Here is a 16,759-nt window from a genome sequence, read left to right on the forward strand (position 1 = left end):
CTTATCCCCTTTCTATTTTGTCAACACACCAAGCGACCAGCTCCTCCAAGCGTTCAATCTGCTCAGTCATGTGCAAATAGCCTAAAACCGCCTCAAAGCCTGTGGACATCCGATAGGTGACCACGTCCGCATTCTTGGCCTTGGTGTGACTGTTAGTGTTGCGGCCCCGCTTGTAGATTTCTTCCTCTTTTTCGGTCAATAGCTGAGCTTCTAAGAGGGCAGAAATCAGGCCTGCCTGAGCCTTGGCCGAGACGTATTTGTTGGCCTCTCCGTGCAATTTGTTAGGCTTGGTCAGCCCCTTGAAAATCAAGTGCCGTCTGATATACATGGAATAAACAGCATCCCCTTCGAAAGCCAGAGCAATTCCATTGATGAGATTGACATCTACTGCCTTAGTCACGTGTCCACCTCACACCATCCTTGGTATCCAAGAGCTTGATGCCCTGGGCTGCCAATTCATCACGAATGCGGTCAGCCGTCGCAAAGTCCCGATTGGCACGCGCTGCTTGACGTTCTGCTATCAAGGCTTCAATCTCGCTGTCCAAGACTTCTTCTTCAAAGACAATACCAAAGACGGCGAGCATCTTGCCAAAGGCTTCTTTTACAGTTTCGTCATAGTTGCCTGAGTTGATCCACTTGGCAAAGTCAAAGATAGCCGTAATCCCATTTGCCGCATTGAAATCATCATCCATTGCCGCTTCAAAGGCCGCCAGATGTAATTCAAGAGCTGACTTATCCACAGAGTTTTGCACAGGTTGTGTATAAGTATTTTTCAGATATTTGAGATTGATTTCCGCATCTGAAATAGCCTTCTCAGTGTAGTTGAGTGGACGGCGGTAGTGCTGGGTAGATAGGAAGAAGCGCAAGACCTGACCGTCGATTTGTTCCAACATGTCATGTGCTGTCAGGAAATTGCCCAGTGACTTGGACATCTTCTCATCGTTGATATTGAGCATGGCATTGTGCATCCAGTAATTCGCAAAGGTTTGACCCGTTCTACACTCAGACTGGGCGATTTCATTGGTATGGTGTGGGAACTCCAAGTCCGCACCCCCACCGTGAATGTCAATGGTATCTCCCAAAATCTCTGTCGCCATGACCGAGCACTCGATATGCCAGCCTGGACGACCAGCTCCCCAAGGACTTTCCCAAGACACTTCGCCTGGCTTGGCAGTTTTCCACAGGGCAAAGTCGAAAGGATGTTCTTTGAGTTGACCTTCTCCCTCAACCCGACCAGAAGCCCCAGCTTCTAAGTCAGACAGGGTTTTGTTGGCCAAACGAGCATAATTCTCCGCCTTTTCCACACGGAAATAGACATCTCCAGAAGCTTCATAGGCGTAACCCTTGTCAATCAAGACCTGCACAAAATCAATGATTTCATCCATATAGTCGATGACACGAGGATTTTTGGTAGCAGGCTTGACACCCAGTTTTGCCACATCTTCCTTGAAGGCTGCGATAAATTTATCAGACAGTTCCTTGGTTGTCATGCCAGCATCGTTAGCAGCCTTGATAATCTTGTCATCCACATCCGTAAAGTTTGAGATGTAAGTCACATCAAAGCCACGGTATTCAAAATAACGGCGGATGGTATCAAAAGCCACAACGCTACGGGCATTACCGATATGGATATAGTTGTAAACCGTCGGACCGCAAACATACATCTTGACCTTCCCCTCTTCCAAGGGCACAAAGTCACGCAAACTGCGAGTCATGGTATCGTAAATTTTAATCATAGTTTCTCCATTACTTCTGAGTATTCTTTAGGACTTGATACTTTTGATACAATTTTACTAGCCAATAAGCTGTCGCGGCCAACCAAATCATCCCTAACTGCCAGTTTCCTTGGGAGAATTTAAGGATAAACATGATTATCCCAGCGATGGAGGTCAACACATAAGGCCAGTTTTGTCTTACTAATTTTTTTAACATGATCTACTTTCTAATTTTCTTGCAATGGCCATGGCCACTTCAAAAAAGGTCATACTGTCAGCCGTACGCTCTTCCCGACGGGCATCCCATTCATTCTTATGGTGGTCCACATAGTCTGCCGTGTAGAAAAATTGATAGACCTTGGCCTGACGAAAGTTTGCCCAGGCCATGATAGCAGAGGCCTCCATATCGACGACCATAGCACCAGCCGCTAGGCGACGCTTGACCTTGGCAGCCGTTTCCCGATAAAAAGCATCCGTCGTCCAGGTCTTGGCCCGCACATGCTCGATTCCCGCTTGGTCCAAGGCCTTTTCCATGGTTAATAGCAGAGCAGGGTCATAGCTGATTTCATCGCTGGCAGGAGCGTAGTGGTAACTAGTTCCCTCGTCCCGCAGAGCAGAGCTAGGAAGGATGATCTTATCCGCAGCAAGCGACTTATCCAAAACACCGCAGGAACCAAGAACGATAAAGTTCTCAAACCCACAGGCTTTCAGTTCCTCCAAGTGACCAACTGCCATAGGAGCACCGATAACAGCCAACATGACCGCAACCCTTAGTCCATCGCTCTCCAAAATGTACCAAGGATGGCGACCGTTAATACTTTCTAAATAGCCACCTTCTCTGCTCTCAGGTAACTGACGGACATGGTCTACGATTTCCCCATTGAAGGAGAAAATCATAGTCTCACAAACCTCTCCGCCACCACGAATAGCCTTGTCCGTCGGTTCAATAACTGCAGAGGTGTTTTCAAATTCTCCTAGTAGCATGTCAACCTTCTTTCGGGTCTAAGTAGACCACTTGTGTCTGCTTGGTAAAACCGATATTTTCATACAGTCGCTTAGCGATGAGGTTATCATCTTCGACGGCGATTTGAAAAGGTTTGTCGTTTTTCCTGATAAGGTCATTGATGACAGCTTTGACTAAGTAGGTGCCGTAACCTTTTTGTTGCTGGTCTGGTGCGATAGCTAAACCGTAAAGGTAGTTATCATCGGTCGAGATATTTACTGTGCAAGAACCGATAACCGCTCCGCTATGTTCCAAAAGATAAAGTAAACTATCCGCATCCGCAATAGCTTCACGCACATAGCGGAGCGCCACCTCATAGTCGTTACCGAATGCCGCAGTCTTACAGCGTGCAATACTGTCTGCATGGTGAGCCTGTGCCAAACTGACTGTGAGTTCAGCCTGTTGTGAGAACTGATAAGGCTCTCGCTCACGTCCCAACCATGTCTCAGTATCCGTATCTTCTACCAAGTTCCATGCTGTCGCAAGGTCTGGGTGCTTGTCCAGAAAGACACGTTCGGTCTGAAAGGTCACACTAGCGATAGGATAGTTAGCCGTCTTCATCTGGTAGCAATCATAGAGCTTGCGTGCCAGCCCCTGTCTGCGGTAGTCTGGGTGCACAATAATCGCAAGCTCTACATCCTCATCATCGGCATACACAGTCAAGAGCCCCACCAACTGTTCGCCTTGATAAGCCAAGAAAAAAGCTGGCATTTCAGGGTCAAAGTTGAGCATATTTGACAGGTAAGGGTCACGATAGGTTCCGTCATGGGATTGTACAGTGCTTATCAGAGTTTTTGCTGCGGATAACTGCTGGGAATTTAGGACATTAGTGGCTTTTATCATGCTTATTTTTCCTCTCTATAGCTACTCACATAGGAAGGCTTTCCTACAAATGCGACGAATGGTGGCTAGCTTCTCGTAATTCCGCAAGCTTAGTCGTGTAGTGTTCACGGCCACCTTCCATGTCATGAATGACCTTCTCATCTTTTTGACCATGAACACGGACAATTTTAGCTGGCATACCGACCACTGTTACATCTGCTGGAACATCGGCTAGGACAACGGCAGCTGCACCCACTTTAGCATTTTCCCCAATCTCAATAGGGCCAATGACTTGGGCGTGGGCAGAAACCAGAGCCCCTTTTCGCACGGTCGGATGGCGTTTGCCACAATCCTTACCCGTACCACCAAGCGTCACCCCGTGGTAGAGCATGACACCCGACTCGATAATGGCGGTTTCTCCAATGACCAAACCAGCTCCGTGGTCAATGAAAACACCCGAAGCAATCTCAGCACCTGGATGAATTTCAATATTGGTCCAAAAACGCCAAAATTGGCTGTGCATCCGAGCCAGTAATTTAAAGCCTTTTTTCCACATCCAGTGGGACAGGCGGTGGGCAGCCAAGGCCTTGACACCTGGGTAAGTCAAAAGAACTTCCAAGGTGGTCCGTGCTGCCGGATCTTTTTCTTTTACAATCTCAATGGTGTCCTTCCACCAACCCATAGTCACTCCTTCTAGCGAAAGACAAGCCCGCTACCGAACTTGTCTACTCAGCTTATTTCTTTTCAACCTTGTGGAATTTGAATTCGCCAAAGTTGTTATCTTTTTTCTCTTTGTGGTCTCTTGGACGGCGAGGTCTGTCAGAACGCTCACGTTTTTCTGGCTCTACATAGCCTTCTGGTTTTGGAAGAAGAGCCTTCATAGAAGCGTCAATACGTCCTTTATCATCAATCTTGATAACTTTGACATCAACAATATCGCCAACTTCAACCAAATCTTCTGGTTTATTGACACGAGTCCAAGCCATTTCAGAAACGTGGACCAGGGCATCTGTCTTATCGAATAGGTTGACAAAGGCACCGAATTTCTCCAAACGAACCACTTTTGCTTGGAAGACTTCGTCCACTTTTGCTTCACGAACAAGACCTGCAATGATTTCCTTGGTCCGTTCAATCGCATCGCGATCTGGCGAGAAGATAGCGACAAGACCATCTTCGTCGATATCGATTTTCACGCCAGTTTCTGCAATAATCTTATCAATGGTCTCACCGCCCTTACCGATAACAATCTTGATCTTATCCACATCAATCTTGATTGTGTCAATCTTCGGTGCAGTTGGTGCCAAGTCAGGACGAACTTCTGGGATAGTTGCTTCAATCACATCAAGGATTTCAAAGCGAGCTTTCTTAGCTTGTGCCAAGGCTTCTTCCAAGATTTGCGGTGTGATCCCGTCGATCTTGATGTCCATTTGAAGGGCTGTGATACCGTCACGGGTACCAGCCACCTTGAAGTCCATGTCGCCGAAGTGGTCCTCAAGACCTTGAATATCGGTCAAGACGGTGTAATTGGTACCGTCTGAGATTAGACCCATGGCAATCCCTGCAACTGGTGCCTTGATTGGCACACCACCGGCCATGAGGGCAAGAGTACCAGCAGTGATAGAAGCCTGTGAGGAAGAACCGTTTGACTCCAAGACTTCTGCTACCAGACGGATCGCGTAAGGGAAGTCTTCCAAGCTAGGCAAGACTTGCTCAAGAGCACGCTCACCAAGGGCTCCGTGACCAATCTCACGACGACCAGGTGCTCCGTAACGACCTGTTGATCCCACTGAGTATTGTGGGAAGTTATAGTGGTGCAAGAATCGTTTCTTGTACTCATCATCCAAACCGTCGATGATTTGAGTTTCACCCATTGGGGCCAAGGTCAAGACAGAAAGGGCTTGTGTTTGACCGCGGGTAAAGAGGCCTGAGCCATGAACGTTTGGCAAGAAGTCCACTTCTGCGTCCAGCGGACGAATCTCATCCACACGGCGTCCATCTGGGCGGACCTTGTCTTCTGTAATCAAACGACGAACTTCTGCGTGCTCCATGAGTTCCAAGATTTCATGAACGTCACGCATGATGCGGTCGAATTCTTCGTGTTCAGCGTATTTCTCTTCGTAGGCTGCGATGACGGTTTCACGCACGGCATTGGTCGCATCTTCACGGGCCAATTTTTCTTCAACCTGCACCGCTTTTTTCAAATCGTCATTATAAGCTGCGACAATCTCAGCCTGCAATTCTGGATCAACCTGAAGAAGTTCCACATCTGCTTTTTCCTTGCCGACTGCTGCTACGATTTGATTTTGGAAGTCAAGGAGTTCTTGGATGGCCGCATGACCTTTCAAGAGGGCTTCCAACATGATGTCTTCTGACAATTCTTTGGCACCAGACTCAACCATGTTGATGGCGTCCTTGTTACCAGCCACGGTCAAGTCGAGTAGTGACTCTTCCATCTGAGCCTTGTCAGGGTTGATAATGAGTTCACCATTGACATAGCCGACCTGCACACCTGCGATTGGACCGTTGAATGGGATGTCTGAGATTGCTAATGCCAATGAAGAACCAAACATGGCTGCCATTGGAGCTGAAGCATCTGGATCGTAAGAAAGCACTGTGTTGATGACTTGGACTTCATTTCGGAAGCCTTCCGCAAACATTGGACGAATCGGACGGTCAATCAAACGAGCTGTCAAAGTCGCATCGGTTGATGGACGACCCTCACGCTTCATCCAGCCACCTGGGAATTTCCCAGCAGCATACATTTTTTCTTCATAGTTGACTTGGAGGGGGAAGAAGTCGCCCGTCGCCATTTTCTTGGACATAACTGCCGCAGTCAATACTGTTGAATCGCCATAGCGAACGACCACCGCACCATTGGCTTGTTTGGCAACTTGACCTGTTTCAACGACCAATTTTTTGCCAGCAAAAACCGTTTCAAATACTTGTTTTGACATGAATTGTCTCCTATTTTTTCTGAAATTTTTCTTGCGTGTTTTCTACAAAAGACAATCAAACAAGATTGTTTCACTCTCTTTTGCACAAAACCACGCATACTCCTTATTTTATCATATTTGACGGAAAATGTGGGGAATTGAGGAAGGAATTTGAGGGAAAATCTAACCTGCCATAAAAACAACTGATCGAAACGAAGACTCTTCAATCAAACGAAGAACACCTAGCTTTTCAGAGCACTACACTTCCATAATGGAACATAAGAAAAACTGCCAAGGTCCGAAGACATGGCAGTTTCCTATTTTTCAGCCGTTTTTGACGGCTTTTATATCCTATCTTAACGACGGAGTCCGAGTGAGTGAATCAATTCACGGTAACGGTTTACGTCTGTGCGGCGTAGGTAGGCCAACAAGTTACGACGGCGACCGATTTTTTTCATCAAACCACGGTAAGTTGCGTGGTCTTTTTTGTGTTGTTTGATGTGGTCGTTAAGGTGGTTGATCTCCCAAGTAAGTACTGCTACTTGAACTTCAACTGAACCAGTGTCGCCTTCATGACGAGCATATTGTGCCATGATTTCATTTTTTTTCTCTTTTGAGATTGCCATGATATGTTCTCCTTTGTTTTTGAGCCTAATCCGAGTGACAGGTTGGCGACCTGTAACCAAGAAAAAGCTAGATTTGTCCTTTTGGACCTCATTTATTCTATCAAGGATTGTCTTTTTTGTCAACTGATTTGAAAACTAGCTGAGTAGCTCTGCTATTTTCAAAAAAAGCCAGCTTTTGCTGACTTTCTGCTTGTATATCACGTTTACTCTGCCTTTTCTGCTTTTGGCAAGATAAGATTGAGGATAATACCTACAATGGCTGAGAGGGCTGTTCCTGAGAGGGTAATGGCACCGATGTTAAGAACTGCGCCACCAAGACCCAAGACCAACATAGAACTTGCGATAATCAAGTTGCGGACTTGACCGAAATCAACACGGCTTTCAATCAAGACTTTCAAACCGTTTGAGGCGATAACACCGTAGAGCAAGATAGACATGCCTCCAAGTACGGCACTTGGAATAGTCGAGATAAGGGCTGTAAATTTACCCAAGAATGAGAAGGCAATGGCAATCAAGGCTGCATTACGGATAACGGATACTGATGCGATGCGGGTCATACCGATAACCCCTGTATTTTCACCATAAGTCGTGTTAGCAGGTCCACCGATAAAGGCAGATACGGCAGTCGCCACACCGTCACCAATCAAGGTACGGCTGAGGCCTGGATCTTTCAAGAACTGGCGGCCGCAGATTTGGCTGAGAACGGTGTGGTCACCGATATGCTCAGCTACTGTTACAACAGCAATTGGTAAGATAGCAATCATTTCTGGACCGAAGTAGAAATTGTAGGATTTGAAAGTACCTGTTTCAAATGGTAGGTAGAAACCTGGCAATTCAAACCAAGCTGCTTCCAGAACAGGTGTGAAATCAACTAGTCCGAGGAAGATGGCAATCACATAACCACCGATAATGGCAATCAAGAAGGGAACAATCTTGGCGAAGCCTTTCCCTTTGGTATTGACAAAAGCAGCAATCAAGAAGGTAGCAATAGCCGCTACGACATTTCTCCAGTCACCGTCTGCGACAAAGCCTGCCGAAGTCACGGCAGAATTGGCAAGACCGAGACCGATGACAATAATCATCGGACCGATAACAATCGGTGGCAAGAGGGTATCAATCCACTTAGTACCGATAACTTTGACCAGAGCCGCGGTCAACACGTAAATCAAACCGACGAAGAGAATACCTGTCTGAGCAGCTGACACATCGCCACCCATTTCCTTGATAGCAAGAGCCATAGCTGAGATGTAGGCGAAAGAAGAGCCTAGGTAAACCGGCACCTTGAACTGCGTCGCCACTTGATAAATCAAGGTTCCGACACCCGAGGCGAAGAGGGCTACGGACACGGGCATACCGAGAATCAACGGCACCAAGATTGTTGCTCCGAACATAGCGAACACGTGCTGGAAACTCAACAAAATCCCTTGAAGCGGCGCTGGTTTCTCATGGACATCAAACAAAAGATTGGCTTTTGTACTCATAATTCTCCCATTCTGGGTACACAAAAAGACCCAGACTTTCTAAATATACATAGTCATAGGCCCTTAATGAATTTTCCTGTTGTCTTTCTCACCTCACGGGATGAGTTTAAAAACCTACGCTTTTGGTATTGTAACATAAGCCCTTACTTTTGGCAAGAGATTTTTTATTTTTTGTTCTCTTAGGGGAAATGGCAGAGCGGGATGAGAACTCCATTGCTTATTCGAGTTCATCTGCCAGCTCTTTTTCCATCTGCTTCTGACGGTACTTATTCGCCCAAGAGAGAAGATTCGCCAGTAAGAAAATGAGACATGTGATAGAAAGAAAGAATATCAAAATCACCACCCAAAAATGCCAATCCCAGATACCAGTATAATGCTGTCCATAGGTCTGGTAGTTGGTCCAAGCCATTACAATCGTTGTCCCTGCAATCACCCCTCCTAAGTAAAGGTAAGCCTGCCAAGTAGTTCCTCTTTCCATATCAAGCCCCTTCCTCCAATAACCGTAAAAGAGATAGATTGAAACGACCAACATGGCAATCAGTTCAAAAACATAGGTATCAAACGGCCATTTTAATACCAGACTTTTGATGAGAAATGAGAGAGGCAAAAGAATATTCATTGTCCTGCCCACCCAGGCAAAGACTTGGTTTTCTTCTTGTTGAACACGTTCATCAGTCACAATTTTTTTCATCAGTTGGTTCCTCCCAAAATAATTGATCTAAACTTTTTCCTAAGCAGTGGCAAATCGATAGACAAAGACTTAGACTAGGATTGTATTTCCCCGCCTCAATCAGACCGATGGTCTGGCGGGTCACTCCAATAGCCTCTGCCAAGTCCCCTTGGGTCATGTCTTTTTCTACACGAGCCAGCTTAAGCCGTATGTTCTTCATATCATAGCCGTCCTCCTTGCGTATTTTTATAGTTATATTATACACTATATTTTCTATTTTGCAATATATACCTTACATTTTGTTTGGTTTTTTAACAAAAAAGAAGACAGTCCTGCCTTCTTAAAATATTTAATCTTGACTTATCCCACACTCTTAATCCGTTTCTTAATCTTCTGGCTAAACTCAATCATCCTCCGCTTTTCCTCCGGCCAGATTTTGGTCACGCGGTCAACAGCAATTATGAAGATGATTACCACCGCATAGTCCTTGGCTTTTTCAATCAGACCAACACTTTCAGCAACTACCAAAAGTAGATAGAATGTGAATAAAATAGTTCGTTTGGGTAACGCCATCAAAAATTCAATTCCTGCCTTATAGCCCAGATAAATCTGCCGATTAAGCCCTTTGGCCTTTTCCAAACGACGATTGAGAAAGGCACGAATCCGCTTGTAAAACCAATCCGAAGTCAGAAAAAGTGATTGGGCACCAATTACAATCAAAGAAACATTATTGGCATGTTCTTCCTTAAGCCCTAGTGCTCTCGTCACAACATAGGTCCAATCACCATTATCAATACAGATAAAAATAGTAAAGTAAACAACCGCTCCCGCTACTATAACAAGGGGAAGGGCACGGATATATTTCAACATATAATAACCTCTCTTGGACAAATCTTAGAACCTATATTCATAAACAAAGTGTTCTTATGCAAGACATCGTTTTTGCTCATCAAGGCAATTTTTTGAAGGAATACTTGACTCTATCACCATTTAGTTTCACTTTATTGCTTCGACGAGTAAAAAGCTCCTGTGGCAGTTTTCGCCTACCACCTAATTGGTCAGGAATCTCCTTTCCTTATCTCCACCTTCAAACACTCCAATGGAAGCGATGAACTGTGAACACAGGTTCTTATATATATTGTAATATGTTATACCAAGTACGGTCAAGCAGGGGCTAGAATTTCAGATACGACAACTGTACACCCTCAGCATTTTTTACTTCCCCCAAAAAGGGGAGTGGGAAAGAACTCGACCAAGATAAAAAGAGTTCGTCAACAAGTCCTTATTTCCAGTTGTTGATCTGAAACAGTCTATCCCCAGACTGTTTCACTCCCACCCCCGCACAGCTCAAAAGGTTCACTGAACCTTTTGAGGTTGGAAATAGAGCGAACTTTGTTCGCAACAGTCGTAATGGCCAGATTTGGAGTGCAAAACACGAACAAATCTGCCAATCAACCACTGCGCTGAGATGTTGACACGAACTCTGAGTAGTGGTCCTGGGCTTTTTGCCCAGCCTTCTCTTTTCATCTAAGCAAACTAATAAAATAAATCTTATTTTTCCTCTTTTAACACCAGATTTAACACCAAGGCAGCCAGGGTCCCTGTTGAAATACCTGATGAGAAGACCATTTGAAGAGCTGATGGAAGATGACTCAATAATTCTGGACGAACGGTCACTCCAATCCCCAGCGCAAAGGCAATGGAAATAATCAAGAGCTCACGATCCCCAATTTTTACAGTTGCAAGAGTCTTAATCCCTTGGGCTGCAACCAAACCGAACATGATAATCCCAACACCACCAAGAACAGGCTGAGGCATGATGGAAATCAAGGCTGATAATTTTGGAAAGACACCAAGTAGAGCCAAGATAATACCTGCTAAAATCATGACATGACGACTAGCAACTTTTGTCAAAGTAATGAGGCCAACGTTTTGTGAGAAGGCTGTATTTGGACCAGCACCAAAAACACCTGCAATCAAGGAACCAACACCATCTGCCAGAACACCATTTGCTGCCCGCTCAGAAGAAATCTTTTGATTTGAAGCTTCTCCAATGGCCATCATAATTCCCACCGTACCAATCAAAGATACGACATAGGCTGGAATGAAGGCTAGAATAGAAGATAGGTCAAATTTTACACCATAATGGAAAATTTTAGGAAGAGCAAACCAGGCTGCTTCTCCAACAGCAGACATATCTACTTTTCCAAGCAGAATACAGAGGACATATCCAAAAACCATCCCAAAGAAGACAGAGGCTGTTTTCAGCATTCCTTTACCATAATGATTTAATGCCAGAGTAAAGACCAAGACGATAAAGGCAATACTGATATTTTCAACTGAAGCATAGTCTGAAGCGCCAGCTCCACCAGCTGCCCAGTCCATACTTACTGGCATCAGGGTAATACCGATGAGAGATACAACAGTCCCTGTAATCAATGGCGGAAAGAAGCGCATCAAGGGTTTGACAAAACGACTGAGAGCAATCTCTACAAATGAACCAGCAATGGTTGCTCCTACAATACCTGCAATCCCGAGCTGGCTACCAACACTGATAGCTGGATTGGCAAAGGTAAAGTCCGTCCCCATCATACCAGAGACACGTGAACCTACTGGCCCAACACCTTTAGATTGCAAAATGGTAGCAATACCAGCAACAAAGATAGAGGCTGATACCATAATTGAAGTATCTTCGACTGACAATCCTAAGGCACTTGCAACGACTAGAGGAACTGCGATGATTCCTGCAAAAGCTGCTAAAATATGCTGAAAAGCAAGCAAAACAGCCATCCCTTTTGGTGGTTGTTCATCAATTCCATAGAGCATTTCTGAAGAATGTTCATTTGTTGTTTCCTGAGACATGATTTCTCCTTTTTTATTCCTAAATAATGGTATTAGTCTATCAGAAAACACAATTATTTTCAATACATTTCACTCCCTCAAGCAAAGAACATTCGTGTTCTTTAAGGATTTTTGTCAATATATACAACATTCCAATTCAAAAATTCGTTTATTGTTTTGATTTTAGCAAAAAAATGCTATAATACACAAAAGTATCATTTGGAGGAGAAGATAAACATGAAAGCTTTGGAAGAACGCATTTTAAAAGATGGTCAGGTATTAGGAGAAAACATCTTAAAAGTTGACTCATTCTTGACCCATCAGGTTGATTTTCGCTTGATGAAAGAAATGGGGCAGGTCTTGGCAGATGCCTATCGCTCTAAAGAAATTACCAAGGTTGTCACAATCGAAGCCTCGGGTATTGCACCAGCCGTCTATGTTGCAGAAAGCCTAGATGTGCCAATGATTTTTGCTAAAAAACATAAAAATATTACCATGACCGAAGGCATTTTGACATCTGAAGTCTACTCCTTCACCAAGCAAGTTACTAGCACCGTGTCTATTGCTAGTAAGTTTTTGTCACCTGAGGACCGTGTTCTAATCGTTGATGACTTTTTGGCCAATGGACAAGCAGCAAAAGGCTTGATTGACATTATCCAACAGGCTGGGGCGCAAGTGGCTGGGGTTGGTATCATCATCGAAAAATCCTTCCAAGATGGTCGCCAAGTCTTGATAGATGCAGGCGTACCTGTTACTTCACTCGCTCGTATTGAAAAATTTCAAGATGGACAGGTTGTTTTTGCAGCTGCGGATATTTAAAAGGACTTGCTTCCAATCGGGAGCAAGTCTCTTCTATTATGGCTTCGAGCCAGTTTTTCTCGTAGAGAAAAACAAGAAAACCACCAGCTATGCTGGTGGCTGCCAAGGCTTTGAGCCTCCATTTCTTTTTCCTGTTATAATCTAATTGTTCAGGTTAGATAAGGAGGAGTAAACTAGTCCAGTGGACTAGTTTAGCATGGCTAAAACCAGTTACAGTTTATCACATACCAAATGGATGTGCAAATATCACATAGTTTTCACACCTAAGTACCGAAGAAAATCCATTTACTACAAAATTAGACAGGACTTAATTGATATTTTCCGTCATCTATGTCAATACAAAGGCGTGGAAATCATTGAGGGACACATGATGCCAGACCATGTTCACATGTTAGTCAGTATTCCTCCAAGGCTAAGTGTATCAAGTTTTATGGGCTATTTAAAAGGCAAGAGTGCTCTTATGATGTTTGATAAACACGCCAATCTCCCTATAAATTTGGTAATCGTCATTTCTGGGCAGAGGGATATTATGTAAGTACGGTTGGACTTAATGAAGCCACAATTAAGAAATATATACAAGAACAGGAAAAACATGATATAGCACTTGATAAGTTAAGTGTAAAAGAGTATGAAGATCCCTTTAGGGATAATGGCAAGTAGTACGAATGCCTCTTTAAGAGGCTAGTGACGAGTCAAAAGCAGTGAGGCTTGAACAAAGTGAAAGCCAGCGTCTTTAGGCGCTGGCTGGTGATGTGGGCTTATAGCCCTTGTTCAAACCACCCGTTTGACGGGTGGTCATGATTATCTATAATTCCACACCAAAGACTTCTAATTGCTTTAATTCGGCAGCTGTCAACCTGCGGTATTCTCCAAGCGCTAGTTTTGGATCTAAGCGAAGAGGCCCCATGGTCAATCGTTGCAAGTCTGTCACCGTCTTTCCGCAGGCCTGCACCATGCGTTTGACCTGGTGAAATTTCCCTTCTCGGATGGTGATGTCAACGAGTGAAGTCTGCTTAGCTTCATCTGTAGAGAGGATGGTCAACTGGGCTGGCTGACAGGTAAAGTCTTTCAGCTCCATTCCTGCCGCAAATCGTTGGACATCCTCTTGGGTCATAATTCCGTCAACCTGTGCACGGTAGAGTTTATCAACATGTTTCTTCGGAGAAAGCATGGCATGAGCCAGCTGACCATTGTTGGTCAAGAGGAGCAAGCCATGGGTATCGATGTCCAAGCGTCCAACTGGAAAGACTTCCTTCTGGCGAGCTGTATCATCTAGCAGGTCCAAGACAGTCCGATGACGGTCATCCTCGGTTGCTGAAATAACTCCTTTGGGTTTGTTCAATACATAATAAACAAAGGTCTCATGGCTCAAGACCTGGCCTGCTACTGCAATCTGGTCCGTCTTTTCGTCAATCTGTTGCTTTGGGGACGTCTCTACTTGGCCATTGACTGTGACTTGCTTGTTTTTCAGGACTTTCTTGACTTCTGTCCGACTGCCAACACCACAATCCACTAAAAATTTATCTAATCGCATACGAGTTTCTTTTCCATTTTGATATAGTCTGCTTGCTTTTCTCTTTCTGTAAATCCAAGAGCATGAAAGAGGGTTTGAGCTGCTTGATGAAAGGCGGCAACTGTCAGTTTGATACTAGCTGGCTGAACATGTTCCACTACATAGTCTTCAATAGTCTGGTAGAAAGCTCTGCCATTTCCCTGACCTGTCAAAGACGGTTTTATGCCCAAACGAATGTCAACGGTCTCACCATCTTGGTCAATACTGAAATAGCCCATGAGGGCGGCATTGCGGATGACTGCAAAAAAGCGGTCCCCACGCGCATCAGGTGAAATCATCTCTGCATAAGCCTCGGAGTTTGCACTAATCGTATAGGCATCTAAAGGCGGTTGATAGCACCATTGGTTAGCAATGTCCAATGCTAAATCTTGTGGCAGGGGCATGATGTAAAAGTAATCCATCCTCCGAAAATTTTTTGCCAAATTTTTAATCCGACGGTTTTGGGTGGCGTAGTTATCTGTCTGATAGACATAATCCACATAGCCCAACTGATAGAAGGGAATCATGTCCTTAAAAATCAACTGAACATCCTAGGGAAAACGAAGAATCAGTTGGTTAAGGCGATTGTTTTCTAACATAAGAATATTATACCAAAAGAGGCTGGGCTCAAGCCCAGCGGCTACTACTCAGAGTTCGTGTCAACATCTCAGCGCAGTGGTTGATTGGGTTTAACAGTCCAGTGGAGTGAAACAGTTCGGGGAACTGTTTCAGCCCGAGCCTCGAATCATAAAAGCGAGGTTAAAGGTTGGAGATAAGATTTGCGAAGCAAATCTCTGCAATTCGTGTATTACACTCCAAATCTGACCATTACGACTGTTGCGAATAAAGTTCGCTTCATCTCCAACCTCAAACAGTCACTACTCTGACTTAACGATTGATGCGAACTTTGTTCGCTCTATCTCCAACCTCCAAAGGTTCCCCGAACCTTTGGAGCTATACGGGGGGTGGGAGTTCAAAAGGTCTGGGAGACCTTTTGAAGTAGGAAATACAAGCTGACGGTAGTCAGCTCACATTATTCAAAGTCTGGGGATAGACTGTTTCAGCTCAACAACTTAAAACAAAAAATTGTTGACGAACTCTTTTTTAGACCAGTCGAGTTCTTTCTCACTCCCACTTCTTCAGTTGTTGGTAAATCAAGCCAACGCTTATCAAGGCACAGCCGATGGCGTAGATACCAAAGGCTCCTGTTGGGGTTGGGTTGAGTTTTTCCAGATAAGTCGGCAAGATGGCAGAAGTGGCACCGCCGATATTGCAGCCCATAAGGACGATGGTCATGACCGCATTGAGCAAGGCCTTGGGTGCACGGTCTGTTACCTGACTAAAGACAATGGTTAGAATGATGCTGTAGAAAAATCCTGACACCATGCCACCGAGTCCCAGCACCCAGAGATTATCCGCAAAGGCAATGCCGATAACCGCTAGTCCAAAGACCACGTAGGAAACAGCTAAAAGCCAACCCTTCAAACGACCAACCAGGCTACTAAAGACCGTCCCTGCCACAATCCCCATGACCTGCATAAGACTGAGAATGAGACTGGCTTGCTGAGCAGTACCGATGCCCTTGGCTAAAACAATCTGAGGAATACGAATGGTCAGGAAGGTATTGACGTTGATAACAAAGAAGGCTAAGAATGCCAGATAAATTCCCATCATCCACATGGTCTTGTCCAGTTTGACCTTGGGCGCATTCTCCTCAACCTTTACCTCCATGCGAGCCAGCAATTCCTCTTTGGGAACAAAGAGAAGGAAGAGAGCCAAGATGACCAAGGCAAAAAGGTAGACCAAGAAGGCAGGTTGCCAACCAAACTGGGTCAACCAACCGACAAGGAGGGTGAGCCCTGCACTTCCCAAAACCTCTGCTGAACCACGCAAGCCCATCATCTGCACCCGCTCCTGACCGGTGAAAAAATTACCGATGATATTAATAGCACGCGCATTGATTAAGCCAATCCCCAAACCAAGCAAGATACGAGCCAGCAAAATCAGAGGATAAGCAGTTAGAAACATGGGCAAAGCTCCACCGATGGCCATAAGCAAAAGCCCTGCAATGATAATGTTTCGTTCAGACAAAAAACGGACAACTAGACCATTAGCCAATAGAGTAACCATAATAGCAAAGGAGGTCACCGTAATTAAGTTTTCCACCTGGGCCGCTGCAATTCCCTGCTGGGCAAAATGCTCAATCATCTGTGGAATAGCTGGCGAGACAGCAAATGTCGAAACCAGCATGGTGGATAGGGCCAACAAACTGGCTTTTTCTAAAATTCTTTTCATTT

Annotated in this window: 16 protein-coding genes and 1 pseudogene; 2 read left to right on the forward strand and 15 right to left on the reverse strand. The window is 44.9% G+C overall.

What is annotated here, in order from left to right:
* Position 1: 1 nt before the first annotated feature.
* The 12 genes from PHA78_RS10555 to PHA78_RS10610 form a co-directional block, all read right to left on the reverse strand.
* Positions 2–400: a Mini-ribonuclease 3 gene (locus PHA78_RS10555; RefSeq protein ID WP_099872603.1), complete on the reverse strand. Its 399-nt coding sequence runs from the start codon at positions 398–400 to the stop codon at positions 2–4.
* Positions 393–1,736 carry a cysteine--tRNA ligase gene (cysS, locus tag PHA78_RS10560; RefSeq protein ID WP_272158148.1) on the reverse strand — a complete coding sequence of 448 codons (1,344 nt, stop codon included), beginning with the start codon at positions 1,734–1,736 and terminating at the stop codon, positions 393–395. Before cysS ends, PHA78_RS10555 begins: the two co-directional genes overlap by 8 nt.
* A 189-nt stretch (positions 1,737–1,925) precedes the next feature.
* Positions 1,926–2,699, reverse strand: coding sequence for a nucleoside phosphorylase (locus PHA78_RS10565; RefSeq protein ID WP_024378263.1), 774 nt, complete (start codon positions 2,697–2,699; stop codon positions 1,926–1,928).
* Between the two features lies 1 nt (position 2,700).
* The gene (locus PHA78_RS10570; protein ID WP_024378262.1) at positions 2,701–3,561 is read right to left on the reverse strand and encodes a GNAT family N-acetyltransferase; all 861 of its coding nucleotides are present in this window, start codon (positions 3,559–3,561) and stop codon (positions 2,701–2,703) included.
* A 43-nt stretch (positions 3,562–3,604) separates the two neighbouring features.
* Complete coding sequence (gene cysE, locus PHA78_RS10575) at positions 3,605–4,222, reverse strand: serine O-acetyltransferase (RefSeq protein ID WP_024390851.1); 618 nt, start codon at positions 4,220–4,222, stop codon at positions 3,605–3,607.
* A gap of 52 nt (positions 4,223–4,274) precedes the next feature.
* Complete coding sequence (pnp, locus tag PHA78_RS10580) at positions 4,275–6,494, reverse strand: polyribonucleotide nucleotidyltransferase (RefSeq protein WP_099806936.1); 2,220 nt, start codon at positions 6,492–6,494, stop codon at positions 4,275–4,277.
* Positions 6,495–6,829: 335 nt separating this feature from the next.
* A complete protein-coding gene (gene rpsO, locus PHA78_RS10585) occupies positions 6,830–7,099 on the reverse strand; it encodes a 30S ribosomal protein S15 (RefSeq protein WP_002938849.1) in 270 nt (89 codons plus the stop codon).
* Positions 7,100–7,302: 203 nt separating this feature from the next.
* Positions 7,303–8,580, reverse strand: coding sequence for a uracil-xanthine permease family protein (locus PHA78_RS10590; protein WP_024378862.1), 1,278 nt, complete (start codon positions 8,578–8,580; stop codon positions 7,303–7,305).
* A 217-nt stretch (positions 8,581–8,797) separates the two neighbouring features.
* Complete coding sequence (locus PHA78_RS10595; RefSeq protein ID WP_029187700.1) at positions 8,798–9,271, reverse strand: DUF6773 family protein; 474 nt, start codon at positions 9,269–9,271, stop codon at positions 8,798–8,800.
* Positions 9,252–9,470, reverse strand: coding sequence for a helix-turn-helix transcriptional regulator (locus PHA78_RS10600; protein WP_024418664.1), 219 nt, complete (start codon positions 9,468–9,470; stop codon positions 9,252–9,254). The genes PHA78_RS10595 and PHA78_RS10600 overlap by 20 nt, the downstream gene beginning before the upstream one ends.
* Positions 9,471–9,610: 140 nt before the next feature.
* Complete coding sequence (locus PHA78_RS10605; protein ID WP_208542041.1) at positions 9,611–10,120, reverse strand: hypothetical protein; 510 nt, start codon at positions 10,118–10,120, stop codon at positions 9,611–9,613.
* Between the two features lie 681 nt (positions 10,121–10,801).
* Positions 10,802–12,112, reverse strand: coding sequence for a nucleobase:cation symporter-2 family protein (locus PHA78_RS10610; RefSeq protein WP_029185646.1), 1,311 nt, complete (start codon positions 12,110–12,112; stop codon positions 10,802–10,804).
* A 216-nt stretch (positions 12,113–12,328) separates the two neighbouring features.
* On the opposite strand from PHA78_RS10610, the gene PHA78_RS10615 reads away from it, so the two are divergent.
* Positions 12,329–12,910: a xanthine phosphoribosyltransferase gene (locus PHA78_RS10615; protein WP_024378857.1), complete on the forward strand. Its 582-nt coding sequence runs from the start codon at positions 12,329–12,331 to the stop codon at positions 12,908–12,910.
* Between the two features lie 196 nt (positions 12,911–13,106).
* Positions 13,107–13,570: pseudogene (gene tnpA, locus PHA78_RS10620) on the forward strand (IS200/IS605 family transposase).
* A 145-nt stretch (positions 13,571–13,715) separates the two neighbouring features.
* Here the strand turns inward: tnpA and PHA78_RS10625 are convergent.
* From PHA78_RS10625 to PHA78_RS10635, 3 genes are all read right to left on the reverse strand, one after another.
* Complete coding sequence (locus tag PHA78_RS10625; RefSeq protein WP_272158151.1) at positions 13,716–14,444, reverse strand: pseudouridine synthase; 729 nt, start codon at positions 14,442–14,444, stop codon at positions 13,716–13,718.
* Complete coding sequence (locus PHA78_RS10630; RefSeq protein WP_272158153.1) at positions 14,435–15,004, reverse strand: GNAT family N-acetyltransferase; 570 nt, start codon at positions 15,002–15,004, stop codon at positions 14,435–14,437. The genes PHA78_RS10625 and PHA78_RS10630 overlap by 10 nt, the downstream gene beginning before the upstream one ends.
* Positions 15,005–15,587: 583 nt before the next feature.
* A complete protein-coding gene (locus PHA78_RS10635; protein WP_105182310.1) occupies positions 15,588–16,757 on the reverse strand; it encodes an MFS transporter in 1,170 nt (389 codons plus the stop codon).
* Positions 16,758–16,759 lie beyond the last annotated feature (2 nt).

It is taken from the genome of Streptococcus sp. HN38, from assembly GCF_028335765.1.
Taxonomy (GTDB): domain Bacteria; phylum Bacillota; class Bacilli; order Lactobacillales; family Streptococcaceae; genus Streptococcus; species Streptococcus suis_P.

Coding starts and splice junctions, on each gene's coding strand:
- cysS (WP_272158148.1), bottom strand. CDS start 1,736: ATGATTAAAATTTACGATACCATGACTCGCAGTTTGCGTGACTTTGTG.
- PHA78_RS10565 (WP_024378263.1), bottom strand. CDS start 2,699: ATGCTACTAGGAGAATTTGAAAACACCTCTGCAGTTATTGAACCGACG.
- PHA78_RS10570 (WP_024378262.1), bottom strand. CDS start 3,561: ATGATAAAAGCCACTAATGTCCTAAATTCCCAGCAGTTATCCGCAGCA.
- cysE (WP_024390851.1), bottom strand. CDS start 4,222: ATGGGTTGGTGGAAGGACACCATTGAGATTGTAAAAGAAAAAGATCCG.
- pnp (WP_099806936.1), bottom strand. CDS start 6,494: ATGTCAAAACAAGTATTTGAAACGGTTTTTGCTGGCAAAAAATTGGTC.
- rpsO (WP_002938849.1), bottom strand. CDS start 7,099: ATGGCAATCTCAAAAGAGAAAAAAAATGAAATCATGGCACAATATGCT.
- PHA78_RS10590 (WP_024378862.1), bottom strand. CDS start 8,580: ATGAGTACAAAAGCCAATCTTTTGTTTGATGTCCATGAGAAACCAGCG.
- PHA78_RS10595 (WP_029187700.1), bottom strand. CDS start 9,271: ATGAAAAAAATTGTGACTGATGAACGTGTTCAACAAGAAGAAAACCAA.
- PHA78_RS10600 (WP_024418664.1), bottom strand. CDS start 9,470: ATGAAGAACATACGGCTTAAGCTGGCTCGTGTAGAAAAAGACATGACC.
- PHA78_RS10605 (WP_208542041.1), bottom strand. CDS start 10,120: ATGTTGAAATATATCCGTGCCCTTCCCCTTGTTATAGTAGCGGGAGCG.
- PHA78_RS10610 (WP_029185646.1), bottom strand. CDS start 12,112: ATGTCTCAGGAAACAACAAATGAACATTCTTCAGAAATGCTCTATGGA.
- PHA78_RS10615 (WP_024378857.1), top strand. CDS start 12,329: ATGAAAGCTTTGGAAGAACGCATTTTAAAAGATGGTCAGGTATTAGGA.
- PHA78_RS10625 (WP_272158151.1), bottom strand. CDS start 14,444: ATGCGATTAGATAAATTTTTAGTGGATTGTGGTGTTGGCAGTCGGACA.
- PHA78_RS10635 (WP_105182310.1), bottom strand. CDS start 16,757: ATGAAAAGAATTTTAGAAAAAGCCAGTTTGTTGGCCCTATCCACCATG.